At 44.3% G+C, this 26179-nt stretch carries 21 protein-coding genes and 1 riboswitch; of the genes, 14 read left to right on the plus strand and 7 right to left on the minus strand.

Going from position 1 to position 26179, the window contains the following annotated elements:
• Positions 1-185 precede the first annotated feature (185 nt).
• Positions 186-1193 carry a class I SAM-dependent rRNA methyltransferase gene (locus C9I43_RS06615; protein ID WP_107882832.1) on the plus strand — a complete coding sequence of 336 codons (1008 nt, stop codon included), beginning with the start codon at positions 186-188 and terminating at the stop codon, positions 1191-1193.
• An 85-nt stretch (positions 1194-1278) separates the two neighbouring features.
• Here C9I43_RS06615 and C9I43_RS06620 read toward each other — a convergent pair whose 3' ends face one another.
• Together C9I43_RS06620 and C9I43_RS06625 are read right to left on the minus strand one after the other, a co-directional pair.
• The gene (locus tag C9I43_RS06620; RefSeq protein ID WP_107882834.1) at positions 1279-1728 is read right to left on the minus strand and encodes a carboxymuconolactone decarboxylase family protein; all 450 of its coding nucleotides are present in this window, start codon (positions 1726-1728) and stop codon (positions 1279-1281) included.
• A 36-nt stretch (positions 1729-1764) separates the two neighbouring features.
• The gene (locus C9I43_RS06625) at positions 1765-2673 is read right to left on the minus strand and encodes an AraC family transcriptional regulator (protein WP_107882836.1); all 909 of its coding nucleotides are present in this window, start codon (positions 2671-2673) and stop codon (positions 1765-1767) included.
• Positions 2674-3173: 500 nt separating this feature from the next.
• Between C9I43_RS06625 and C9I43_RS06630 the strand changes: the two genes are divergently transcribed.
• A complete protein-coding gene (locus C9I43_RS06630) occupies positions 3174-3704 on the plus strand; it encodes an NUDIX hydrolase (protein WP_107884064.1) in 531 nt (176 codons plus the stop codon).
• Between the two features lie 57 nt (positions 3705-3761).
• Positions 3762-4292: a tRNA-uridine aminocarboxypropyltransferase gene (locus C9I43_RS06635; RefSeq protein WP_076500379.1), complete on the plus strand. Its 531-nt coding sequence runs from the start codon at positions 3762-3764 to the stop codon at positions 4290-4292.
• An 82-nt stretch (positions 4293-4374) separates the two neighbouring features.
• On the opposite strand, the gene trhA is transcribed toward C9I43_RS06635, so the two are convergent.
• A complete protein-coding gene (gene trhA / locus C9I43_RS06640) occupies positions 4375-5058 on the minus strand; it encodes a PAQR family membrane homeostasis protein TrhA (protein WP_076500380.1) in 684 nt (227 codons plus the stop codon).
• 490 nt (positions 5059-5548) lie between these two features.
• On the opposite strand from trhA, the gene C9I43_RS06645 reads away from it, so the two are divergent.
• The 9 genes from C9I43_RS06645 to C9I43_RS06685 all read left to right on the plus strand — a co-directional run bounded on the left by C9I43_RS06645 (position 5549) and on the right by C9I43_RS06685 (position 16464).
• Positions 5549-6883, plus strand: a complete 1335-nt coding sequence (locus C9I43_RS06645; RefSeq protein WP_107882838.1) for a hypothetical protein — start codon at positions 5549-5551, stop codon at positions 6881-6883.
• 167 nt (positions 6884-7050) lie between these two features.
• A riboswitch (TPP riboswitch) is annotated at positions 7051-7149 on the plus strand.
• 201 nt (positions 7150-7350) lie between these two features.
• Positions 7351-9489 carry a phosphomethylpyrimidine synthase ThiC gene (gene thiC / locus C9I43_RS06650; RefSeq protein ID WP_258191747.1) on the plus strand — a complete coding sequence of 713 codons (2139 nt, stop codon included), beginning with the start codon at positions 7351-7353 and terminating at the stop codon, positions 9487-9489.
• A gap of 2 nt (positions 9490-9491) precedes the next feature.
• Entirely contained in the window at positions 9492-11318 is a 1827-nt protein-coding gene (gene thiE, locus C9I43_RS06655) for a thiamine phosphate synthase (RefSeq protein WP_107882840.1), read from the plus strand.
• Positions 11318-12169 carry a HesA/MoeB/ThiF family protein gene (locus C9I43_RS06660; protein ID WP_076500383.1) on the plus strand — a complete coding sequence of 284 codons (852 nt, stop codon included), beginning with the start codon at positions 11318-11320 and terminating at the stop codon, positions 12167-12169. Before thiE ends, C9I43_RS06660 begins: the two co-directional genes overlap by 1 nt.
• Before the next feature lie 18 nt (positions 12170-12187).
• Positions 12188-12391 carry a sulfur carrier protein ThiS gene (gene thiS, locus C9I43_RS06665; protein ID WP_107884068.1) on the plus strand — a complete coding sequence of 68 codons (204 nt, stop codon included), beginning with the start codon at positions 12188-12190 and terminating at the stop codon, positions 12389-12391.
• A gap of 1 nt (position 12392) precedes the next feature.
• Entirely contained in the window at positions 12393-13157 is a 765-nt protein-coding gene (locus C9I43_RS06670; RefSeq protein WP_107882844.1) for a thiazole synthase, read from the plus strand.
• Complete coding sequence (thiH, locus tag C9I43_RS06675) at positions 13154-14269, plus strand: 2-iminoacetate synthase ThiH (RefSeq protein ID WP_107882846.1); 1116 nt, start codon at positions 13154-13156, stop codon at positions 14267-14269. Before C9I43_RS06670 ends, thiH begins: the two co-directional genes overlap by 4 nt.
• Before the next feature lie 102 nt (positions 14270-14371).
• Positions 14372-14626, plus strand: coding sequence for a chemotaxis protein (locus tag C9I43_RS06680; protein WP_107882848.1), 255 nt, complete (start codon positions 14372-14374; stop codon positions 14624-14626).
• A gap of 5 nt (positions 14627-14631) precedes the next feature.
• The gene (locus C9I43_RS06685; protein WP_107882850.1) at positions 14632-16464 is read left to right on the plus strand and encodes a putative metalloprotease CJM1_0395 family protein; all 1833 of its coding nucleotides are present in this window, start codon (positions 14632-14634) and stop codon (positions 16462-16464) included.
• A gap of 93 nt (positions 16465-16557) precedes the next feature.
• Here the strand turns inward: C9I43_RS06685 and C9I43_RS06690 are convergent, their stop codons facing one another.
• The 4 genes from C9I43_RS06690 to cmoA all read right to left on the minus strand — a co-directional run bounded on the left by C9I43_RS06690 (position 16558) and on the right by cmoA (position 21220).
• Positions 16558-17448 (minus strand): LysR family transcriptional regulator, encoded by an 891-nt coding sequence (locus C9I43_RS06690; RefSeq protein WP_107882852.1) that lies wholly within the window; start codon positions 17446-17448, stop codon positions 16558-16560.
• 159 nt (positions 17449-17607) lie between these two features.
• Positions 17608-19404, minus strand: coding sequence for a M3 family metallopeptidase (locus C9I43_RS06695; protein WP_107884070.1), 1797 nt, complete (start codon positions 19402-19404; stop codon positions 17608-17610).
• 92 nt (positions 19405-19496) lie between these two features.
• A complete protein-coding gene (cmoB, locus tag C9I43_RS06700) occupies positions 19497-20492 on the minus strand; it encodes a tRNA 5-methoxyuridine(34)/uridine 5-oxyacetic acid(34) synthase CmoB (RefSeq protein WP_076500390.1) in 996 nt (331 codons plus the stop codon).
• On the minus strand, positions 20489-21220 hold the full coding sequence (cmoA, locus tag C9I43_RS06705; RefSeq protein ID WP_107882854.1) for a carboxy-S-adenosyl-L-methionine synthase CmoA: 732 nt from the start codon (positions 21218-21220) through the stop codon (positions 20489-20491). The genes cmoB and cmoA overlap by 4 nt, the downstream gene beginning before the upstream one ends.
• A 149-nt stretch (positions 21221-21369) precedes the next feature.
• Here cmoA and C9I43_RS06710 point away from each other — a divergent pair, with 149 nt between their 5' ends.
• Both C9I43_RS06710 and aspS read left to right on the plus strand, forming a co-directional pair.
• Positions 21370-24180 (plus strand): diguanylate cyclase domain-containing protein, encoded by a 2811-nt coding sequence (locus C9I43_RS06710; protein ID WP_107882856.1) that lies wholly within the window; start codon positions 21370-21372, stop codon positions 24178-24180.
• A gap of 184 nt (positions 24181-24364) precedes the next feature.
• The gene (gene aspS, locus C9I43_RS06715; protein ID WP_107882858.1) at positions 24365-26143 is read left to right on the plus strand and encodes an aspartate--tRNA ligase; all 1779 of its coding nucleotides are present in this window, start codon (positions 24365-24367) and stop codon (positions 26141-26143) included.
• The last annotated feature ends 36 nt before the right edge of the window (positions 26144-26179 follow it).

Genomic DNA, 26179 nt, shown 5'->3' on the forward strand with positions numbered 1-26179 from the left:
ATCTAAAAAGTGGCTGGCTAAAAGCCACATAATAGGGCTGGCGTACCATTGTACTACCTTACCAAAGTACATTTTTTAGTATTATGTGGGTTAATTTCTTCGATATTTTGCGGCTTAGTTTGGTATTATGCCGTTTTACTTCTCCTAACCTTAAACGGTTTTGCGCTGCGCGAGTCTTGCTTTTTATGTCTATTCAAACGCTGTTATCGACGGCTCTGGCGAAACGCCATGATTTTTTACAACATGCAGAAGATAATCAAACCGACTGTTTTCGGGTGTTCCATGGCACGGCTGAAGGTGTGAGTGGCTTGAATATCGACCGTTATGGCGATACTTGGCTAGTGCAGAGTTTTCACCAGACGTTAACGGATCAAGAGTTGGTCGATATTGGTACTATTTTGCTGCAACAGGCCGATTTACCGATTATTTATAATGACCGCTCATTAGGTAATTCCCGTGTATTGAATGCATTATCGCCACAATTAGCTGAGATTGCCGGTTCTGAGCGGGTGATGCAGGAAAATGGCATTAAGTTCTGTACTAAACTGCGCCACGAAGGGCAAGATCCCCTGTTATTTCTCGATATGCGCATTGGCCGTGAATATGTTCGGGCAAACAGCCAAGATAAAACGGTATTGAATTTGTTTTCTTATACTTGTGGTATTGGCACTGCGGCAGCTATGGGCGGGGCAACGCGAGTGATGAATGTCGACTTTTCTTCATTTGCCTTAGCCACGGGCAAAGCCAATGCGGCGTTAAATCAAGTGTCGAAGGTATGTGAGTTTGTGCAGAGTGACGCGTTTCCAGCATTGCGCCAATTAGCAGGTTTGAGTGTGGGAGGGCGTCGTAATCAAAAATTACCTAGCTATCCCAAATTACCGCAAACTCAGTTTGATTTAGTATTTCTCGATCCGCCGCGTTACGCCAAGAGTGCCTTTGGTATTGTCGATTTAATTAATGATTATCAAGGTCTGTTTAAGCCAGCATTGATGACAACTAAAGCCGCTGGCACTATCGTTTGCTGTAATAATGTGGCCAAGGTTGACCGTCAAGCTTGGTTTGATAGTTTAGTACGCTGCGTTGAAAAACAAGGCCGTACTGTTACCGCATATGCTTGGCTCAATCCCCATGAGGATTTCCCCTCGTTCGATGACAATCACCCACTTAAGATAGTGGCACTGACGTTAAGCTAACAACATAACGACACGAACGACATCGTCATAAAATAAACAGGGCCCCACATAAGTAGCCCTGTTTTTTACATTTAGCTGGGTCGTATTAGATCGGTTGTAAATGAAAAGCGATAGCGATGCGGTTCCAACCATTAATAGCAATGATTAAGCTCGTTAGATCAACAATTTCTTTTTCAGTGAAGTGCTCAGCAAGCTTTGCATACTGACTATCGCTGACAGGTGCAATGGCAACCTGGGTTAATATTTCTGTCCATTTAAGCGCTGCTTGTTCTCGCTCATCAAATAATCCGTCAACCTCATGCCAAGCGGCCAATAAATCTAAACGCAGTTGTTTTTCGCCATCGGCTCTGGCTTCCTCTGCGTGCATCCGTTGGCAAAAAGCGCAGCCGTTGATTTGTGATGCCCTCAGTTTGATTAAATGCACCAGTAGTGGTGAAAAGTTAGAGTCTGCAGCGGCGGTGCCTAAACTTATTAGTGCTTTAGCAAGCGCGGGTTGTAGCTGATAAATGTGTTCGCGTGCGATACGTTCTGACATAAAACCTCCTATAAACTGAGGTATTAATATAGAGAGTTAACGTGACTTAGCATTGGAGATTTGCGACATTTTACGTTTTTTATATTGTCCCGGTGTTTGCTGCGTCACCCGCAAAAAGTGTTGGTGCAAATGAGCTTGATCGTAAAATCCACAATCTAATGCGACCTGCGTTAGGCTAGTTTCAGGGAAATGGCTAAGTAGATTACGGGCAATTTTCACTCTATTTAATTGCAGTAGTTGCGCGGGTGACAATCCAGTTTCTTGTTTAAATTTGCGTTCAAACTGGCGACGACTTAAAGGTAGCTGCGTGTAGAAATCTTCTAAACGGGTTTGAGTTTGAATAAGTCTGGGTAAAGTTGCTTGTACTAATCCAACGGTTGAGCATTTTCCTATCGATAACATCATATCGAGTTGCGGTTTAGCTAATTGTAACAGCCACTTTTCAAGTAGCACGAAACGCTGTGTTGGCTGATGTGTATCCGCAAGTTGAGATAATAGTTGGCTTAATCCTGCTAGCTGTAATTGAGCTGCCTCAATGAATGTTGCTGCAGTGACACCTTGAATATCTTGCACTTCGATTCCGAGCAAATGAAAAGCGCCACCAGGATGAAAGCGCACGGTCAGTTGTTCTATGCCAGGTAAAAATGTGTGGCAATGTAAATGCTGACCGCAGTGAAATAGCACCTTGGGTTGGTCGATACTGCGGTTATGGGTTTGTGCTGGAAAGTAGAAGCTCAAACTGGTGCCGCCATCAGGATAGAATGTCTGTTCAACACTCTGAGGGAAATGCGTCGCAACTTGTAGATGAAAATAATGCTGTATCCATGGGCGTAGCGGCGCTTGCGGTTTAAAGTGCATAAAGCCTAAATGTGCTAGTTCAGTTTCGAAACGCTTAAAACTACGCATTTCTAATAAATTCGCTGTGTACTGCAACAGATACACCATTAGGCAAGGGAAAGAGTGTCAGATTAATCTAATTGTTCCCTTATTGCATCACCCATTGGCAATGCTTATTTAGGCGGATGGATATGCAGTTAAGCTGGACTCGGGATAAGCTCTGCGTTTCTTCAGGTTGGTTATCAAATACCTGCATATGGTTTGTCATAGCCAATTATTCGTAGAGTATGACTTTTTGGTGCGCTTAAAGTTTTATTTTATATGGTTAACTAATTCGTGCTGCTCATATCAATGGGTTTGTAGCTGTTTAATAACATGCTGGTTAAGCTTTATAAACACAACAAGTGAAGAGCCTAAAAAGTGTACGGTGATTGTTTTGGCTTATAGCCATAATCTATAACAATCCATTTTGACTTTGATTACCATAGCATTCGCTCACAGTATAAGGCCAACTAAGTAGGTTACTTTAGTTGAATGTAAGGTAGTTTTTTCTCTGAAATAGTGCAGTTTTCGTTTATGCTGCTCTTTTTTAATGTTGAGCAATGGGCATGCGTCTACTTAAATCTACCCAAGATCCCGCGGTTAATCTATTAACAGCTCGTGTTTTTTATCGCAGAGCAGCCCGTGCAATTGTGCTATTGGGTGATGATATTTTGCTGCTTTATACCCAAAAATATCATGATTACAGTTTGCCTGGCGGTGGAATAGATGATGGCGAGAGTCTTGAAGCTGGGCTTATCCGCGAGTTACAGGAAGAGACAGGGGCTTTGGCTATTCAAATATTAGCGCCGTTTGGTCGTTATGAAGAGTTCAGGCCTTGGTATCGTGAAGGTGCAAACGTAGTGCACATGGAATCATTTTGTTATGTGTGCCGTATTGATACGACTCTTGGTCAGCGGGGGTTAGGCGAGACTCGGCTCGAAGCCCATGAGATTAAAAATGGTATGCGGCCAAAATGGTTAAATATCCATAAAGCGATTGCTCACAATGAAAAAGTACAGCGTAATAATCCGCAGAAAGGTCAATCGATTGAACGAGAAACGTTTTTACTCAAACAGATCGTTTTAGAGTGCTTATAATTATCAAATCAGCTAATGGATTGATTTAAATAGCTGTATTTCGAAGGCGGGAAAGCGATGCAGATTATTTTACTGACCCATGAACGCGAGCTTACTCGTAAAACTAATACTGGCCGTTTAGCCTTAGATGCTTTTCCTGCCAAGGTGATGAGTATTGTTTGGTCGAGAGTGGCTGCCGATAAAAACCTAATCGAAATGCTCGCATCACAGCAAGCTAAATTGTTGTTTCCAGCGGAGGATGCCGAACTTGCGAATGACCGAATAGAGATGGGTTTATCTGAACATGGCTTACAACTGATGCAAACTGACCCATTATCACAACCAGCAATGCCTGAGCAGGTGGTGATTTTAGATGCTACGTGGCAGGAGGCGCGAAAGATGTTGCGCCAAAGCCCCTATCTTAAAGCCGCAGCAAGGATTAGCTTACCGCCACAGACACAGCAATCCACCTTTATATTGCGGCGTAATCAACAAGAGGGAGGTTTGTGCACTGCAGAATGTATTATTGCGCTTTGGCATCAATATGGCTGTGATGAGCAAGCGATGGTATTAGCATCGCTGTTTGCCCAGTTAAATACCCGTCATTAATAGCGATATTTGAGAAACGTTTGAAAGAGTATAGAGATAAAATATGAATAGTATGTGGCATACAATTAGCGCTGATTTGGCTTTAAATTACCGTTAGATAGATACATAAAAAGTGACTCATCGCACCGCCAAGCACAAATAGATGCCAAATAGCATGATTAAATGGAATACGTTTACCAACGTAAAACACCACACCTAAAGTGTAAAATAAGCCACCTAAAATCAATAAATTAAAGCCTAACTGCGACATGGCCGCTGTTAAGTCGCCTATCACAGTGACACATAGCCAACCCATGGCGAGATATAACACTAGGCTTAACTTTTTGAATTTATGAATAAACAGCGTTTTAAATAATATCCCACCAATCGCAAGCGACCAAATTGCCGTTAACATCACTATTGACTGCGTACCCTGTAGGCTTATCAGCATCAAAGGGGTGTAAGTTCCTGCAATCAAGCAGTAAATGGCGCAATGATCAGCGATCTTAAGTTTATGTTTCCAGCCTGAATGGCTAACACTGTGGTATAAGGTCGAGCATAGAAAAAGCACTATGATGCTCGCACCATAAATGGCAACGCCTGTTAGTTGAATTGGCGTTAGGTGATCTTGCCCCTTTAGTAACATCAGCACCAATGCCACTATACCTGCAATAACACCTAAGCCATGGGATACGCTATTAGCGATCTCTTCTTTAATACTATACGGCCCAGATTTAGCTGGGACAGTGTCTGTATTTTGTTGTTCGATGATACTGTGATTCGACATAGTAGATACACACTCGCAAACGATAATGACTGAGTCTATCAGTTAGGAAAATAAATCACCATATTTAAGCGTACACTTGTAAGCTTAAATTTTTGACTGGCTTATATTGTTTTCACCTTTTAGATTTTTAACGCCATCTTGCATTCCCGTCAGCGCATCTATGATGTTATCTGCTTCAAGATATAAGAGTTAACAAACCATTGCCCATCAATTTAGCGCGATTGTGATCTCAATTCCCAGCCTTATTTGTCTCGACTGACAAGTGTCTTACTAAGCATTAGCGTAAGCACTGCGCTTGTAACGTGTTGCATTCGCGTTGAACTTTACCCTGTTTGCCTTCTCTAATCTGCGTTGAGCACTCGCAAGTAAATGCAATCATTGGATAATTCTCTTTCAATATTCAGCAACTCGATATTGGATTTGAGTGCAATTGTTCCACGTTAAGCATCATCGAAATCAATTGAGACTACACAAAACCTAAGGATGGATTTTGCCTTTTCAACGTCAACCCAAAGCCGCGCCTTTATTTCCAGCATCACGTACAGCGATTGGAGATGATGCGGATAGTGCTTTGCTTTTTTCGGTCACATCGCCAGAAGGAGAGACTTTTATTGCATTTGATCATCACTTCGGTGATCTGGATACTGCTCAAACGCCTGTTTTTACCACTGATGCCGAGTCGTCAGCGTTCAATCGCGGTGCAGGCCATTCAGCCTCTAAGGATGACATCAAAGGCATAGCTCAAATTAAAACCCGAGATTTGGTACTGCAAGAAATCCATACTGAACATCAAGATCAAGATAAATTGGTTGCTGAGTCTGAATCAAAACTTGAACTGTCTGGGACAATACAAACCAGTGCTCATGTATTGGGGACAGGATCAGTTTTGCGTGCTCGTCAGCCATATTTCAAAGGATTAAGCCTGTTATTTTTTGTGATCTTAGTGCATGTGTGTTTATTTTTACTTATCTGCATTTTGTGGCGCCCGCAGTTAAATCCCTTTGGATTAACAGAAACAGAAAGCCGGGGCCCTAAAGTGACGGCGCTCAAAGCTTATTTTATTTATGCTCCCGCGGTAGAGAAGGCTGAAAGCGCTACGTTAGAAACAGAGATCAAGGCCGAGGATAAGACTGAAGCGGAAAGTTCTGTTACGCCTACAGCTGTTCCCACGTCTACAACTCAAGTTAAGCCTATGCCAATATTTGAAAAGGTCGTGCCTGAAAAAGTAGATCAGGGAAAAGTGAAGCCAGATACGGTTAAACCGGACATCACTCAATCGAGCCAATCTCAATTTAATAAAACTCAATCAAGTGCCCAAAGTGAAGTTCAGCACGCGGAAGTGACGGCAAAAAAAACAACTAATGCGCTTGATACCACAGAAATAAAGCCGCAGCTTGGCGGTAAGAGTTCGCCCGCAGCAGAAGGTGAGAGCACAATAACGACAAGCTCAAGCATGAGTTTATTCACCCAGCAATATTTTGAACGTCGGCGTGAGCAAGCGCTCGATGATCTCGTCATTGAACGGGCCGATAAATTCACCCAGAAATCGAATATGAGTGAAATGAGCCCTGAGATGGAAGTGTTATTTGTCCCTAACGCCGATGATTTCGGTGGCACAAGGAGCCTAGATTTACCCTTAGATCCAAATCGTATTGTGCGTAAAGGGGATACTTGTTATCGCGTGGTACAAGTCGGCACTCAAGTTAATCCTTACGCCGAAAATTTAGGCTTCCCATTTGACTGCAGTGGCAAAAAAATCAATCAAGCTATTGATGATGCCATTCAATCTCGATTAAATAAAATGATGCTAAAACCCCATAAATAGTGACTTTCTTTTATGATCTATTTTCATGCTAATTATGATATTTTTAATTTAATTTAATTTAATCAATTAAAAACAATAAATTATGAATCTTTATTTCGGATTGGTAGTTAAGGTTTTTAATTGCTTTTTTCCTTGTTTGTTGCTGCCGCTTCTGTCTATACTGCGCACTCATCTTGTCGGAGTGCCTCTTGGCTGAGACCGTTTATTCGGGATCCGTTGAACCTGATCAGGTTAAAACCTGCGAAGGAAACAAGCGTAATAACACAGATTAAATCGCCAAAATAGACGGCTTTAACACCTGTTTACTCAGCAGGGTTTTAAGACTTAATGTTGAGATTTAATTGTTATTGAGCAGGGTAACTCAATTTTTGAAGCCAGTGTTGGCCACAAAAATTGATTGCCATGTCCAGCTATCAACAACTCAATTCTCCAGACAAGCAACTCCATTTTTTAACGTGAGATTGCTTATGTCCAGTTCAAACCAAAACCCAGCTGTAGCTGCCAATGCGATAGAAATCACAGCGCCAGAATCGACAATACCTAATAAATCGACAGTGGCTAATACATCGGCTGAGTCTAGTCAATCAATCGTGCCTAAGGCGCCGAGTCGCCGCGAAACTCGCGCGCAGGCTCAAGCTTTTATCGATACCTTAGCGCCATTACAACATCCTAATTCACAAAAGATTTATCTCGAAGGTTCCAGTACCGATATTCGCGTTGGCATGCGGCAAATTCTGCAGACTGACACGCTGGTGGGCGGAACAGATGATGCGCCTATCATGGAAAAAAATCCGCCAATCCGCGTGTATGATTGCGCCGGCCCTTATTCTGATCCAGATGCCGACATCAATGTGCGTCTAGGCCTTGGTAAATTAAGACAAAACTGGATTATAGCCCGCAACGATACAGAGCAATTACCCTGCGCGACCTCAGACTTTACCCAACAAAGACTCGCCGATGATGGTTTAGACCATCTACGTTTTGAGGCGGGTTCGAGTGCAATTGTCCGCCCACGCAGAGCGCTGCAGGGCAAACGAGTCAGTCAATTGCACTATGCCCGTCAAGGGATAATTACTCCCGAAATGGAATATGTGGCGATCCGTGAGAACATGGCACTTGCAGAAGTGCAGGATGAAATCCTCAATCGTAAAGCCAAGGGCGAAGCTTTTGGTGCCTTAGTCGGCGAGCCGATTACCGCCGAGTTTGTCCGTGCTGAAGTCGCCCGTGGCCGCGCAATTATTCCGCTGAATATTAACCACCCCGAAGCTGAACCTATGATCATAGGGCGTAACTTTTTGGTGAAAGTGAACGCCAATATTGGTAACTCTGCGGTGACGTCTTCTATCGAAGAAGAAGTCGAAAAGCTCGTTTGGTCAACTCGTTGGGGCGCAGATACGGTAATGGATTTATCCACGGGGCGTTATATCCACGAAACCCGCGAATGGATCATCCGTAACTCGCCAGTGCCAATCGGTACAGTGCCGATTTATCAAGCGCTGGAGAAAGTAAACGGCGTGGCAGAAGATTTAACCTGGGAAGTGTTTCGCGACACCTTGATTGAGCAAGCTGAGCAAGGTGTTGATTACTTTACTATTCATGCTGGAGTGTTATTGCGCTATGTGCCGATGACGGCTAAGCGCGTCACAGGAATTGTCTCCCGCGGCGGTTCAATCATGGCCAAATGGTGCTTGAGCCACCATAAGGAAAACTTCCTCTACAGCCATTTTCGTGAGATCTGTGAGATTTGCGTCGCCTACGATGTATCCCTGTCTTTGGGTGATGGCATGCGTCCAGGATCGATTGCCGACGCTAATGATGCGGCCCAGTTTGCAGAGCTTGAAACCTTAGGTGAGCTAGTCAAAATCGCATGGGAATACGACGTACAAACCATTATCGAAGGGCCGGGACATATCCCGATGCAGCTGATTAAAGATAACATGGACAAGCAGCTAGTTCACTGCGATGAAGCGCCATTTTACACGCTTGGCCCACAAATCACCGATATTGCACCAGGGTATGATCATTTCACCTCCGGCATAGGCGCGGCCATGATCGCTTGGTACGGCTGCGCTATGTTGTGTTATGTCACGCCAAAAGAACACTTAGGATTACCGAATAAACAAGATGTTAAGCAAGGTTTGATTGCTTATAAGATTGCCGCCCACGCCGCCGATGTGGCGAAAGGTCATCCAAGTGCGCAAATTCGTGATAATGCGCTGGCAAAGGCGCGGTTCGAATTTCGCTGGGAGGATCAATATAACCTAGGGCTCGATCCTGAAACCGCGCGTGCTTATCACGATGAATCTTTGCCACAAGAATCCGCTAAAGTAGCGCATTTCTGCTCTATGTGCGGCCCTAAATTTTGTTCGATGAAAATCACCCAAGATGTACGCGCCTATGCTGCGGGTTTAGAGGCGGCAGAAGCCAAAGCATCGCAACTCGAAGCAGCGACTCAAACTACTGCGCAAGTAGCAATGCAAGTCACAATTAAAACACCGCAAGAATTGGAAGCGGCCATGGCGCTTAAATCTGCACAGTTTGCCGCCTCGGGCGCCGAGATTTATCACGCCAAAAATAAGCTTGTTACTGAAGTCGGGGAAGCCTAATTATGCAGGGTATTCATGGGGGGAAATTGCCCATGAATACCGCGCGTCCCGCGTTTGTTTGGACTATAGCTGGTTCAGACAGTGGTGGTGGCGCCGGTATTCAGGCGGACTTAGCGACAATTCAAGATTTAGGCTGTCACGGCTGTAGTGTTATCACCACAGTGACGGCGCAAAGTTCAGTGGCGGTCACTTTAGTTGAGCCGGTATCTGCGGCGATGTTAATGGCTCAACTGACCACTTTACTGTCAGACTTGCCGCCTGAAGCGATAAAAATCGGCTTACTGGCAAATCAGAATCAACTGGCATTGCTGGCAGATTGGATAGCAGGTTTTAAAATCCACTATCCATCGGTGGCTGTGATTGTTGATCCTGTGATGGTCGCCAGTTGCGGCGATACATTAGCAGTAGATAAAAACACCGCTCAAACAACCTTAGATTTTAAGCCTTTTAAAGGTTTAATCGAACTTATCACGCCCAATGTGCTTGAACTTGGGCGGTTAACTCACAGTGATGTTTCAACGAAAGCGCAATTCGCTGCCGCGGCACTGGCTTTATCCCAGAGTCTTGATTGCAGTGTGCTCGCTAAAGGGGGCGATGTGAGCTTTGGCAGCACTGATATTCTTGATGATACTCATGCTAAAACTCACGATAACACTTATGCTCAAACTCAGGCTAACGCTCACAAGTACAATGGCTGGGATCTTGAGCTTGCCGAGGATTATCTAGTTTGTCGTCAAGTGCGCGCAAGTTCTGAGCTGCATCAAAATGGGCGCTTCTGGTTAGCCAGCCAGCGGGTTAATACTCGCCATAATCATGGCAGCGGCTGTACTTTATCATCAGCAATTGCCGCTGTGTTAGCACAAGGTTTTATCTTGCAAGATGCAGTTGTTGTTGCGAAAGCCTATGTGAGCCAAGGCTTAAGCGCGGCGATTGGTTTAGGGCAAGGTCCAGGACCGTTGGCCCGTACGGGTTGGCCTAATGATGTGTTCCGCTATGCCAAGATAAATCTATGTGATGGCAATTTTACTAGTCATCAACTCAACCAACACCTTGATGTTGTTGATGATTTAGTTGCAACAGTTTTCTCCGCAACAGAGCAAGCAACCGCTCAGGTAAGAATAGCCTCGACGCCACCTCAAAATATTTTATCCCACGGTTTTAAAGTGCTCGATGCCGATCTGGGTGTTTATCCCGTAGTGAATGACCTAGCCATGCTGGAAAGTTTATTAGCGGCAGGCGTTAAAACTGTGCAGTTACGGATAAAAACCGACATCAGCAAGTTAACTACTGCAGGGTTAGCCGAATCTGATTTAGGTAAATCTGTGCTTGGCTCTGAATTAGAAGCACAAATTCAAACCGCTATAGCCTTAGGTAAGCATTTTAATGCTCAGCTTTTTATCAACGATCACTGGCAGTTAGCGATAAAATACCATGCCTTTGGCGTACATTTAGGTCAAGAAGACCTCGCCGTTACCGACTTAGCGGCCATTCAAGCCGCGGGGCTCGCACTCGGCATATCGAGCCACAGTTATTTTGAGTTGCTATTAGCCCACCAATATTCGCCATCCTACATAGCGCTTGGGCATATATTTCCAACCACGACTAAAAAAATGCCTTCAGCCCCTCAAGGATTAGCAAAGCTCAAACATTATGTAATGTTACTCAAAGATCACTATCCCTTAGTCGCCATTGGCGGCATTGATATCGATAATGTGGCAATGGTAAAAGCCACGGGGGTTAGTAATATTGCTGTGGTGCGCGCAATCACACAAGCATCGGATCCCCTTGCAGCGTTTATTCAATTAAGGCAAGTATGGGAGCAAAGCTGATGCAAGTTATGAATAAGCCTGACGCTATTACCGAGTGCAACACGCTTAATGATAAAGATTTTATGCGTTATTCACGGCAAGTCCTACTGCCAGAAGTGGGCGAGGCCGGCCAATTACGATTGGCCGATGCCCATGTGGTCGTTGTTGGCATCGGCGGTTTGGGACAATTAGCAGCGCAGTATTTGGCTTGTGCGGGAGTGGGTGAATTAACGCTAATTGATATGGATAAAGTGGAAGTATCAAACCTACCAAGGCAATTGTTATTTAGCGATGCCGATATCGGGCTCAATAAAGCGTTAGTTGCTAAAGAAAGACTCAACTTTTTAGCGCCAAATTGCACTATTACTGCATATGAAACGAGCTTTAACATTAAACAATTGTATGGTGTTCTACAGAAAAAAAGGCAGGGAAAATGCACGTTGGTACTTGATTGCACCGATAATTTTGAGACTCGCCAATTGATTAATCGCAGTTGTGTCGAAGCCTATTTGCCCTTAGTGAGCGCGTCCATAGCAGCATTTAGTGGCCAATTATTTGCGGTCGATCAAATATCTTTCCCTTCAAGTGGTTGCTATCACTGTATTTTCCCTGCACATACTCGAGTGTCCCACAGTTGCAGTACTCAAGGCGTACTTGGGCCGAGTGTGGGCGTGATGGCGTCGATGCAATCATTGGTGGCTATGCAACTCTTGTTGGGTATGGATAGTCGTTGTGATGGAGCACTACATCCTTTACTCGGGCATTTTTGGCGCTTTGATGCTAAATCTCTGTCATGGATATCGGCTAAATTAACGCGTGATCCTTATTGCGATGTATGCGGTGTTAGAAAGGCAATTCCATATTTAACATAAACAATGCTGAGGTTTGATATGATTTTAATTCACATAAATAATGTTGCGCAATCACTGACTCAACCGACCTCGCTTGCAGAGTTGATGCTGGCACAAAACATTGCTCTTGATTCCATCGCTTTAGTGCTCAATACCCAAGTGGTTCCACGTAATCGTTGGCAAACGATTCTATGTCAACATGAAGATAAATTAGAACTTTTTTCAGCGGTGGCAGGAGGCTAATATGTTAAAGATTGCCGATATGGAGTTTGAGTCGCGTTTATTTACCGGAACGGGAAAATTCAGCAGTAGCCAAGTGATGCTTGAGGCGATAACGGCTTCTAAATCGCAGTTAGTGACAGTTGCGATGAAAAGAATTGATCTAAAAACAGGGCTAGATGATTTAATCACCCCGTTACGTCAAGCGGGCGTGCGTTTATTGCCTAATACTTCGGGAGCAAGAAACGCCAAAGAAGCGGTGTTTGCGGCAGAGCTTGCCCGTGAAATGCTGGGCACTTCGTGGATTAAACTCGAAATCCACCCCGATCCTAAGTATCTAATGCCCGATGCCATAGAAACCTTAGAGGCGGCTAGAATCCTCTGTGAGAAAGGCTTTATCGTGTTGCCCTACGTGCATGCCGATCCTGTGCTTTGTCGGCGCTTAGAGGAAGTAGGCTGCGCCGCGGTTATGCCACTTGCGAGTCCGATTGGCAGTAATCAAGGTTTAGTCACTGAAAGCTTTTTAAAAATCATCATAGAGCAGGCGCGGGTGCCAGTGGTGATCGATGCCGGCATTGGCGCACCTTCACAGGCTGCGCGGGCAATGGAGCTGGGCGCCGATGCGGTGCTCGTCAATACTGCTATTGCCAGCAGTGCTGCGCCAATAGTGATGGCCGAGTGCTTTAAAGAGGCGGTGCAATGCGGTAGACGAGCCTTTGAAGCCGGGCTTGGCCGAGTACAAACGGGCGCGGTACATACCAGTCCTCTGACCGGATTTTTAAACACATGAGTTTTGTAGCGGAATTTGCCAACATCCCACGGGATAAATTGTTACTCGATTTGTATTCTTGCACAGCTCAAGATGTTGAACGGGCGTTAGTGAGTCCAGCTGGAGATTTACGTAGCTTACTGGCCTTGTTATCACCTGCGGCTGAGCTTTATATCGAAACCATGGCGCAGCAATCCGCGGCGCTTACGCGGCAGCGATTTGGCGCGAATTTGGGTTTATATTTGCCTTTATATCTCTCAAATTTGTGTGCTAACGAATGTGATTACTGTGGTTTTAGCATGAGCAATAAACTCAAACGCAAAACCTTGAATGAGCGGGAATTGATGGCCGAGATGGCCATTATCAAAGACAGAGGCTTTGATTCTATTTTACTGGTATCGGGTGAGCATGAAACTAAGGTTGGTATTGATTACTTTAAGCAAATGTTGCCGTTGGTAAAACAGCAATTTAGCCATGTGGCGATGGAGGTTCAACCCATGAGTGAAGACCATTATCGTCAGTTAGTCGCGCTAGGTTTAGATGCGGTGATGATGTATCAAGAAACCTATCAGCCAGACACTTACGCGAATCACCATACTCGGGGTAAAAAGCAGGATTTTGTCTATCGTTTAGCAACGCCTGATAGAATTGCAGCGGCGGGCGTTGATAAAATGGGCCTTGGGGTTTTACTGGGGCTGGATGATTGGCGTTTAGATGCGTTAATGATGGGATATCATCTGGACTATTTAGAGCGGCGATACTGGCGTACCCGTTTTAGTATTTCATTGCCAAGGTTGAGGCCTTGTACTGGTGGGATCACGCCTAAGGTCATGCTATCCGATTTAGGTTTAGTACAAATGATTTGTGCATTTAGACTTTTTAATCAACAGCTTGATATCAGTATGTCAACAAGGGAAAGTCCAGAGTTGAGAGATAATCTCTTACCTCTTGGGATCACCCAAATCAGTGCCGGCAGTTCAACGCAGCCGGGTGGCTATCAATCACCCGACAGTCAGCTCGATCAATTTGAGATAAGTGATGATCGCAGTGTTGAAGATGTGATAAAGCAGATGCAACTGCAGGGTTTTAACCCAGTATTTAAGGATTGGGAAGCGAATTGGATTGCAGGATAAATCAGACCATAAATAAATAGCAAGAAGATGGATAAAACCTGTACATCCGCGGGTGGTTGGTCAATAATTAACCCATTAATAACAGCGTGCAGGAATATCATTATGCAAATCCAATCATCTGGTATGCAAGGCTTGCAAAGTGCTCAATCAGGATTAACCCAAGCCACCATCGATGTGGCTAAACCCACACCAGCGCAAAGTGCTACTCCGACAGAAGCAATAACAAATGTTGCACAGCTCGATAAAACTTCAGCCTTACTGTCCGCAAATGAGTCGTTAAGACAAGGTGAGGCATCTGCGAAAGTGATTGAAGCTGGTTCAGAAACAATAGGTTCGATCATTGATATAAAGGTATAAATATCATGTCAGCTATGGCGCTATCCCCTAAGGTTAGCGCACCATCTCCTTCATTTTCGGCACAGGATAAGACGCTAAGCTCGAATCTCAGCCAGAATCATGCTAGTAGCACTTATCAAGGAGCCAGCAGTCAAACAGCGGGCTTTGTTAAAATTGAAGCGAGTGGTGCCTATGAAGCACATTTTACTGGAACTTCAACCGCTCCGGTTCAAACTGCGCCACTGGCTTCTTTAGCTTCTCATTTCGCTACCAAAGTTTCACCTTCTCTGCACTCATCTCCAAATGTGCCTTTTGTGGAAGCAACAGCACAAGTCAGTTCATTTAAGCCAAGTACATTAAACAATCGGGCAATTTTACATGTTGATGCTAGCTTTAGCTTATTAACTGGGCCCCAATCCATCTCTGGTGTGCGTGAAGGACAAATTGCTCAACCGGCGTTTACGCCAGCATTTTTATCTGTTTCGGCGCCATTATCAAATACGGCGAATACGAGTAATAGTGGCTTATCGATAAATTCTGTGTCGAAATCAAGTCTCAATACAACAAACCTTATTAACCGCGATACTTTTACTCCTCCAAGCCCATTAACGGATACGGGGGGAATAATCGGTTCGAGTAGAATTGATGTTCCTGATATCAGTCCATCAAGTACGATCAGCCTTTCCACTGTTACACCTGATTTAGCCGCAGTATTTGAACCGGCACCTTTAACGGGAGGCACTTTAGCTAAACCTTCAGCGGCGAGTTCAACGGATAATAATTCAACAACTGGTGCAGCTGTTCAAACTTCTCCATCATCGAGTAATGCAGTTGCAAAACCTTCGGTATTGGAACAATTTACTCAGGTTTTTGGTGAAGCCACAGTAGTTACAGACCCTTTGGCAGAACCTAACTCAGATGATCCTCTACAGGCCTTCGCTGCTGTTTTTGGTAAAAATGATTATCAGATTGAAAAGCAAGCACAGGAAGAGGCTTTGCAGAAACAGCAAGTCGCGGCAGCAGAACAAGCAAAGCAGGATCAATCTCAGGCACAACAGGCTCAAGATCAAGTCACACAAGCTCAAGAAAAACAACAGGCTCAACAGCTACAGCAGGTTAGTGCTCTTAAAACTCGAGATTCAGAGGTTAAAGCCCACGAACACGCCCATGCTACAGTAGGGGGACAATATGCTCAGAGCCCAAGCTTTAAGTATGAAAAGGGCGCTGATGGCCAACGTTATGCTACCGATGGCGAAGTACAAATAGATGTATCTTCTGTTGGTGACAATCCACTTGCAACAATAAATAAGATGAAACAGGTTTATGCAGCTGCAATGGCGCCAGTAGACCCTTCAGCCGCAGATATTAGAGTTGCTGCTCAAGCTTTACAAAAAATGAATGAAGCCAAGGTTAAGCTCGCAGAAGAACGCCAACAACAGATTATGGACTTACAAACGACTCAAGCCTTAGTGGGTGCCGATGCACAGATTAAAGGGCTACCACCTTTACAAGAACGTATACCCGTAGTGACGGGAAAAGTGGATGATAGTGGTAATATTGTTAAGGAAGATGAATCGGTTTCGACATTGGTATCAGATACGCTCGATAGGATAAAACAAGCCGTTGAAGCGCAAACGGCTAAAATTGTTACCGATATCCACTCTAAAATTCCGCCTGATACTGTGAATGACAACAACGCAGCCAATACAAAAACGACAGAGGAATCGATTGAGCCACCGACCGCCACTTTAGCGTCGGCAGTCACCTTAGCTTCTACAGATTTAGCCACGAGTTTTATCTCAGGATCTAATAGCACGGCGAGTCGTTATTATGCTGCTATTGCACAAGCCAATCCGTAATTTTTTGCTCTCAAACGATGCAAGTTCTAGAAATGTAGACTATTAATGATGGAGCGCGCACATAGTCCTTTTTTAATAATGACTCTCAGTCGTTTAAATTCCGTGTTTTTTTAAAATCAATGAAGTGAGCAGTTTTGAGGCAGGACCTTGCTGATCTCTATCTGGGATCACGAGGCTGAGCATGATGCGACGTTTTTGGTTCCCCGATAAATGTAAACGCACTAGATTACCTGAGCTTAGTTCCGTTTGGATTAAGAAAGAGGGGATCCAACAGAAGCCAATACCTTGATTCAAAATTACTTTTGCCTCATGAAAATTAGATACTGTCCAACGCTGTTCTGCCTTCAACCAGCCAATATCGACATTAGATTGTACGCCAGTATCCTTTATGACTAACTGTAAATACTGTGCTAATAACTTATCGTCTTCGATTGTCCCTAAATCAGCCAGAGGATGGCTTGGATGACAAACAAGAAACAGTTCTTGTTCACATAACGGTTCAGATAAATATCCCTTTGGTGGGCTTCCTGCACATATAGCAATATCGACCTTATTTTGCAAAATATGCTCTTGGGTGCCAGTGATTACTGAGTCCAGCATGATAATACGGGTACCGCGGCTATCGGGAAGAAAAGCATTGAGGGCACAAACCAATGATTCCATAGGATAAATAATTTCACGGGCGATAGTCAGAGTAGGCTCCCAGCCTTGCTCGAGGTTACTGGCCAGTTGCTCTAATTCGTTAACCGCTTGAGTGACATGTCGTGATCGGCGTAGTAATACTTCGCCCTGTTGTGTGAGATAGGCTTTTCGGCCTTTGACTTCGAGTAAGTCAATCCCAAGTTGATGTTGTAATTTTGCCACCGCATGGTTCAGGGATGATTGACTTTTATTGAGTTTCTCCGCGGCTTGAGCATAACCGCCAAAATCGACGACCGCTTGTAAAATACGCCATTGCTCTAAGGTGGATTTAGCTCGAGTCATTATTATTATCTCAAAAAAACGATAGATTAAGGTTCATAATGGCTATTTTTGACTATTTTTTCAATCAAATCTGTAGCAGGGCAAAGGTACGTTATCAGCACAACCGCGCTAAGCGACAGATGATATCAGTTAAGGTATTTAATGGTAATCGCTGCGGATTTACTCAGTCTCTGATAGTTCAGTTAGTTGAGCTATTCGTTGAATTAATGATGCACTATCAACGGGTGCGCCAATGGTGTCTGTTAATTGTTCGCTTAAGCTAAGTGATGCTTCATTTATAACTAAAACATTGAATAAGCTAAGTTTATCTGAATGTTTTAATGTTGTTTGATAAATCAACTGCGCTAACGATGCTTGCCAAAGAGATTGATAGTAAAGTGGTCCTTCGTTGGCTATGGCATTAAAACTATATTGATAATCCTCTCTGTGCGGCCACTCTTGCCCAAAACTAGCGTTGAACTCCGCATCAAGATTAGGATAAATTTGTGCATCTTGTCGCTGATAAAAATTAACCGCCACCTTAGCGCGAAATACCTTGAGCTGTTTTGCATAAGCTTTAGCGAGTATTTCACGTTCGTGTAAATAGGTTGGTTCAAATTGCGAGAAGACTTGTTGGCGCAATATTTTAGCTAGCCAAAGGCTAGCCACAAAATGGCTATCTTGGCTTTGCCCCATCGCATTGTTGAGATAGAAATGGCTAGATTTGGCTAACGATGTCACCGCTTCTGCGATGGACTCACTCAATTGTTCAATGTCTTTGTCGTTACTGAGCTCTGGCTTAAGATCTAATGCTTGCTGGCCAAATTGCTGCCCTAGCACGCTTTGACGCAGTGTTTGATGATGACTCTGCTGCGACTGAGCATGATAAGCCACGTAAATTTCACCTAACAATCTTTGCTGGTGGTAAACCCTCACAATATATGGCTGATTAAGGCTGGCTCCGGTAAGTGCAGTTGCTATGGTTTCAAACTGCAAGCCAAATTTTTGTAGGTAGATAAAGCTTTGATGTAACAATTCAGCCGTTTGCAGTGTTGGACGTTTGATCAAAGCTAGTTGTGATAGGTTTCGTCCAATATCCCAAGGCGCAATGTTTAAATTTTGCGTTTGGCTATCGAGAAACGCTTTAACCGATTCAACGGATGATAGCTGCTGGGTACTGAGCACTAAATCAGTGTAATCGGCAAATCCTCTTGTGACTGCCGCATGTTGGCGTTGCTGTGCAATTCGCTGTAATGCCAACTGATTGGTTTCTTTTGCTCTAGCTTGATAAGCCTGCCACACATTCTGTCGACATGTTGCGTTTTCTTGTGTGAGCAAATAACTAGCGATCGTGTTTGAAAATTTTGTATTTTTAACCTCGCCATTTTGATTATCTTCTTCACTTAGCACGCTATTTTTTGCTTGAGTCGCTTCTGGCTCACATTGATTGTTATTGAAGGCAAGATTAAATTGTTGACTGCTTAAGCCTTGACCAACACTGGCCTGAGCGGTATAGAGCTTGGCTTTATCTTCTGCAGGCCAATGTTGTTGCAGCAAAAGGGTTAACTGCTGACTCAATAAGATTTGTTCCGCATTACCTTGCGCTAGTGCATGGGTGAGTTGACTAAATTCAGTTTGATTGAGTAATTGTGACACAGTGTCAGCAAGATGTAATTGGCATTGCAGCAAACCTTGGCGTTCTGCGCTTGGCAAATTAAAACGCCGGTAATAGTTGAGCCTATCGTTGATGTTGTTGAGCCCAATTGTCTGTTGTTCAAATGCCAGTGCTTGCTGAGCTAAGGTGGTTTCAGGTGTATTTGAGTGTGTATTAGCGAACGCCACTCCAAGCTCAATACTGGGCAAACGTAAACATTGCTCGACTAAGAGCGGTACAGGGCTTGGCGCCGCATAGGCGGCGTTCAAGCTATAAAGACTTAAGTTAATAAATAAGCTAATCAGTAACGTGGGCTTTAATATAGGCGACATGTTTTGCAACTATTATAGAATGAGCTGACATGGCATCAACATGCTTGGTTTAAGCATAACGCCCCCCTGGCGATAACTTGAATTTAGCCCAGTAAATCTTGATTAGGCTGATTTTTCACTGCGATAATTGTGGCGCGTTTTGGCGCAGAGTAACCCTCAACGGTTTTAGTCATATCGGTTGGGTCAAGGTATTCGACCAATGACTCGTTGGGCATCCAGTTGGTACGACGTTGCTCGTCAAGGGTCGTGATATCAGTATCAACACAGCGTATATCGGTGAAATCACATTTCTTTAACCACAGCATTAACGCAGCAACGGATGGAATAAACCATACATTATTCATTTTGCCATATCTATCTTCAGGCACGAGTACTGCATTTTCATCGCCATCGATGACTAATGTTTCTAACACTAATTCACCACCCGTGCGTAACTGATCGCGCAGTTGTAACAAGTGATCGATAGGTGAACGTCTGTGATATAAAACGCCCATAGAGAAAACCGTGTCAAATGCATCAAGCGGTGGCAACTCCTCAATACCCAGTGGTAATAAGTGCACAGGATGATGCGTACCCGCTAAGCGTTTTACGGCTTCAAATTGACATAAAAATAACGGCGAAGGATCAATACCCACCACGCGTTTGGCACCGTCACCCAACATGCGCCACATGTGGTAACCACTACCGCAGCCAACATCAAGCACAGTACGGTTTTTTAGTGGTGAAATATGCTGTTTAACGCGATCCCATTTCCAGTCGCTGCGCCATTCTGTATCAATATGAATGCCGTGAATATGAAACGGCCCTTTGCGCCAGGGCATAAATAGGCGCAGTAGATTTTCTAGTTTTTCTTTTTCACCAGGGCTTAATTGCTCGCCGCTACCGACGGTCACGCTATTTATAAAATCCACTTGATCTGGCACAGGATAGTGTAGTTTATTCAGCACTTTTTCCCACTTGGGTAAGTTGCCGTGCTTATGTTCTCGCTGCCACTTACCTAAAATACTCGGTAAGGTTTCAAGCCAGTGTTGTAGATTTGAATCGGCGATTTGTTGGTAAAATGAGCTAAAGCTGATCACTTGATGGCCACCATAGAAGCAAAATTAAAGCATTGGAACCAGAGGCTAAAGTGACTAAAACCTTGGTCGGTTAGACGCTGTTGATGGAGGGGTAACGTGTCTGGCTTCATTACATTTTCTAGCGCACTGCGCTTTTGGCTAATTTCAAGCTCGCTGTAGCCGTTGGCGCGTTTAAAGTCTAAATGTTGTTCTTCCAATAGTTTTTGGATCGGAGCATCTTCAAAGCGAATCTTTTCCGACAAGACTAATATTCCACCAGGATTCAGGCCTTGATAAATTTTAGCAATCAGCGTCTCTCTGTCTTCTGGTGGTAAAAATTGTAACGTAAAGTTTAGTACCACTAGTGATGCATTTTTAATATCGATATCGCGAATGTCACCACAAACCAAGTCAACCTCTGTATCACTGACATAGGCATTTAGGTTCTCTTGGCAGCGCGCCACCATAGATTCACTGTTATCTACTGCGATAATTCGACATTGGCGGCCTTGAATCTGGCGACGAATGCTTAAGGTCGCAGCGCCTAATGAACAACCCAAATCGTAAATTTGCGTATTGGGTATGACGAAACGATCCGCCAAATCGCCGATGGTATTGATAATTTGTGTATAACCTGGCACTGAGCGACGGATCATGTCACTGAATACGCCAGCTACACGATTATCAAACTGAAAATCGCTAATTTGCTCGCTCGCTTGAGCGTAGATAGTATCTTGAGAAACGGTCATCTGAGATTTTTCATGGGAATTCGACTGGGCATTTTAACGAATCCTATAGATTAGCAGCAAGCCTCATCTAGTAATTTGCGATAAATTTTTGTCTAATACACTACTTATAACAAAATAGTTACATGTACCTCTTGTACTAAGGGTTCAACTTGACGTTTTTGATCCATTTTATTGTGATCTTATGTAGTGTGTTTTTTAGCACACTGGGGCAGGCTAGTTCGCTGCCCACAGAGCCATTAGTGATCGTTATGGGTGAGGATAGCTTTCCCTATCAATATGTTGATAACGACGGTGAGCCAACTGGGCTGCTAGTCGACTTATGGAAAGAGTGGGCTAAACAAACCCATACCCCTGTGGTTTTTGTTGCGCGCCACTGGCATGAGTCCCTCGAACAGCTGAGGCAAAATAAGGCTCAAGTGCATATCGGTATGGGTAAAACCCAAGAGCGAGCACGAGAGTTTGACTTTGCTGTACCCATAGCTGACGTGGGCACCTTTTTGTATTTGCATAAATCTTTGCAAGGCAAAAAATCCATTACAGAACTGATCCCCTTTCAAGTCGGTGTGGTAGCCGCTTCCTCCCATGAAGTGGAATTGCATCGTATCGAACCTCAATTGGTATTTAAACGCTATGAGAGTCGTGAGGCATTACTGGCAGGGGTTGCTGCTGGCGAAATTATGGTGTTTGCCGGTTTAGAAGGTTATTTGAAAGATCCGGCTTCATCGCAAGCAATCACTGCAAATTATCCTAATGCTGTACGTATTCAAATTAAAGCAATGCAATTTGCCCCTGCAGTTATAAAGGGAAATACTGCATTAGTTAATAAAATTAATGCGGGGTTTGCGTTACTCAAAGCCGATTTTATCCAGCAAACTGAGCGCAGATGGCTTGGGTTTAAACGTGAGCAATCAGAATTAATTATTTCGATGCAGCAAGGTGTTGAACCCTTTGTTAATATTGGTGCTGATGGTTTGCCCCACGGCTTATATGTAGATATGTGGCAACTGTGGTCTGAAAAAACCGGTATAGCCATTGATTTTTTGCCTGGTGACATGAACTCTAGCGTAGACGATGTACGTCGTGGTCTAGCTGATGCACATATTGGTTACCCTGAAAGTGACGACTTAAAAACAGGCCTCAATCGTGCTTGGCAGTTATATAGCAAAAAAAGTCGTTTATTCCTCTATAAACAACAGCTAACCGATTTAAAAAGTTTACAAGGAAAGCGTATTGGCGTGGTACCTACAGCACCTTATCTGGTGGAGTTACGCAAAGCCTTGCCCGATGTCTTATTGCGTTATTACGACAGTATGGATGCCATGGTTGCTGGCGCGCGGGCGGGGGATATAGTCGGTTTTGTTGCCGGAGGTGCGTGGACTTCTCACTATTTATTACTTAATAATTACTGGACTGATTTCTATCAATATCAAGGGCTTGAGTTTGCAACTGATGTTTACGTACTAACCCGAAGTGACAATCCAGGGCTTGCTGAGCGGATCGCCAATGGTTTTAATAGTATCAGTCCCCAAGAGTTTGCCAATATTGAACAAAAATGGATGCTTAATCCAAAGGATCATATTTTTACTCAGGCAGAACCTCATGTTAGTTTGAATGTTTCTGAGAAAGCCTATGTCGATGCTTTAGGAGAACTAAAGGTGGGATATCTTAAGCAATGGCCACCGATGGAATTTATGGATCAACAAGGGCAATTTTCGGGGATCAATAGCGATATTGCCAAGTTACTCAAAGAACAACTCAGACTTAAACTTACCCCCGTTGCTTTTGATAATTGGCATTCATTAATCGAGGCGTTGCAAAAGGGAGAGGTGAGCCTAGCAGGTAGTGTTGCAAAAACGGCTGATAGGCAACAACGCTTAATGTTCAGCGAGGCTTATTGGCCATCACCGTGGGCTTTGGTATCGCAATTGGAACAAGTTTCGCTATTCAATATTGCCCAACTGGCGGGGCAAAGAGTGGCTGTAGTTGAAGGCTATCATTTAGTCGCGCAATTGATGAGTCTTGAGCCTTCGCTAAAATTAGTGCTTGTTGCTGATACCCATGCAGGATTAGCTGCAGTGACTCACGGTACGGCCGATGTGTTTATCGATAAAGTGGTGACATTGGCCTCTGATCTTAAAACCGGGCAATATCCAACGTTGAAAATGTCACTACTAAGTGATTTAGCCGATCAGAAAAGTTATATTGGTGTTCATCCTCAGTTTGCGCCTTTAGTGCCACTGATTAATAAAACCTTGGCTCTGATTGATAGTCAAAAGCAGCAACGCATCTATGCACGTTGGGTATCATTTTCTGTTGCAACAGATAACAGCCAATATAAACAGTGGATAAATTATATTGTGTTTGGGGGGCTCGTCTTATGCTTAGTAATGGTGGCGGTACTGTTCGTCAATCGGCGCTTAAATCGCGAAATAACCCAACGGTTAATCGCTGAAAAACGTTTACAGCATGTGGCTAACCATGACGCTTTAACTCAATTACCCAATCGTGCCTTACTTGATGATAGATTAGCTCAAGCATTATTATCTCACCAAAGGGATCACACACATTTTGCCCTACTCTTCATTGACCTCGATAATTTTAAACCAATCAATGATCAATATGGTCACCCAGTAGGGGATGAATTACTCGTATGGGTAGCCAAAAAACTCACTAAGGTTATCCGAGGCTCAGATACAGTGGCGCGATTTGGCGGCGATGAGTTTGTTATCCTGCTAAATCGTGTGCAAGATCTCGATGCCGTGACCCAAGTTGCTGATAATATTCTACAGGCATTGTCGAACCCTTTGATAATTCAGGGTGTCAGTGTCAGCATATCGGTTAGTATTGGGGTGGTGGTTTATCCTCGAGATGGTGACACCGCAATAAGTTTGTTGAAAAAGGCTGATCAGCGGATGTACCAAGCAAAAAACGATGGTGGGCGTTGTTATCGCATGGCTTGATGTTTTTTTGAACGCTCATGCGCCGATAGTGCACTCGCCTCTAGTCAAGGGCGTAAAACTGTTTGATACTTCACCGCCTAAGTGTGAAGTACTTTGGTAATCGGCATTATTTTACTATAATGCCGCTTTTATCTCGTTTTGATTATTTCCAAAGCACCGGTTTCCGGATAAAGGATAGAGTTAGATGCGCAGTCATTATTGTGGAGACGTCAATAAGTCTCACGTTGGACAAGAAGTTACCTTGGTAGGTTGGGTTAATCGTAGCCGTGATTTGGGTGGCGTTGTCTTTTTAGATTTAAGAGACAGAGAAGGTCTGGTCCAAGTGGTTTACGACCCAGATTTACCTGAGGTGTTCAATGTCGCCAGCACGCTGCGCGCCGAATTTTGCGTTCAGGTTAAAGGCCTTGTTCGCGCTCGCCCCGATAGCCAAGTTAATGGTCAAATGAAAACGGGTGAGATTGAAGTCTTAGGCCAAGCCTTGACGATCATCAACGCTGCCGATCCACTGCCATTGAGCATGGATAACTACCAGAACAACAGCGAAGAGCAACGTCTTAAGTACCGTTACTTAGATTTACGTCGCCCAGAAATGGCGCAGCGCCTTATTTTCCGCGCTAAAGTGACCAGTTCTGTGCGTCGTTTCCTCGACTCAAACGGTTTCTTGGACATAGAAACGCCAATTCTGACCAAGGCAACCCCAGAGGGTGCCCGCGATTATTTAGTACCAAGCCGTACTTATAAAGGTCAGTTCTTTGCATTGCCACAATCACCACAGCTGTTTAAACAGTTGCTGATGATGTCTGGCTTTGATCGTTACTATCAAATCGTAAAATGCTTCCGTGATGAAGATTTACGTGCTGACCGTCAGCCAGAGTTCACCCAAATCGATATCGAAACGTCTTTCATGAGCTCTGAGCAAGTGATGGCGAAAACCGAAGAGATGATGCGCGGTTTGTTTGTTGAAATGCTGAATGTCGATTTAGGCGAGTTCCCTCGCATGACCTACAACGAAGCGATGCGTCGTTTCGGTTCAGATAAGCCAGATTTACGTAATCCATTAGAGCTGGTGGACATTGCCGATTTACTCAAAGAAGTCGAATTTGCAGTATTCTCAGGCCCTGCTAACGACGAAGAAGGCCGTGTGGCTGCACTGCGTATTCCGGGGGGCGCTGCACTGTCTCGTAAGCAAATTGATGATTACACTAAGTTTGTTGGCATTTATGGCGCTAAAGGCTTAGCGTGGGTGAAGATCAATGACTTAAGCCTTGGCTTAGAAGGCATTCAATCACCTGTACTGAAATTCTTGAACGAAAGCATAGTTAATGAAATCGTGAGCCGAACCGGCGCGCAAACTGGTGACATTATCCTATTTGGTGCTGACCAAGCGACTGTGGTTGCTGAATCTATGGGCGCACTGCGTCTTAAAGCCGGCGAAGACTTTAGCTTATTACAAGGTGAATGGCGCCCACTGTGGGTGGTTGACTTCCCCATGTTTGAGAAAATCAACGGCAGCTTCCATGCGGTTCATCATCCGTTCACCGCACCACGCGGCGTAACGGCAGCAGAACTTGAAGCCAACCCCGCTAATCGCGTTTCTGATGCCTACGATATGGTATTGAACGGCTGCGAATTAGGCGGTGGTTCGGTGCGTATTCATAACCAAGAAATGCAGTCTGCAGTATTCCGTATTCTGGGCATTACTGACGATGAAGCCAAAGAGAAGTTTGGCTTCCTGTTAGAAGCGCTGCGTTACGGAACTCCGCCACATGCTGGTTTAGCATTTGGTTTAGACCGCATCATTATGTTGATGACGGGCGCAAGCTCAATTCGTGATGTGATGGCGTTCCCTAAAACGACTACCGCGGCATGCCCGCTGACCAATGCGCCAGGATTTGCTAATCCGCAGCAGTTAGCTGAACTTGGCATTGCCGTGGTTGAGAAAGCCGTTAAAACGGAAGACTGATTTTTTGGAAGAGGGCTCTAATAAGTCGACTCTGGT

Source organism: Shewanella morhuae, assembly GCF_003028295.1.
GTDB lineage: Bacteria > Pseudomonadota > Gammaproteobacteria > Enterobacterales > Shewanellaceae > Shewanella > Shewanella morhuae.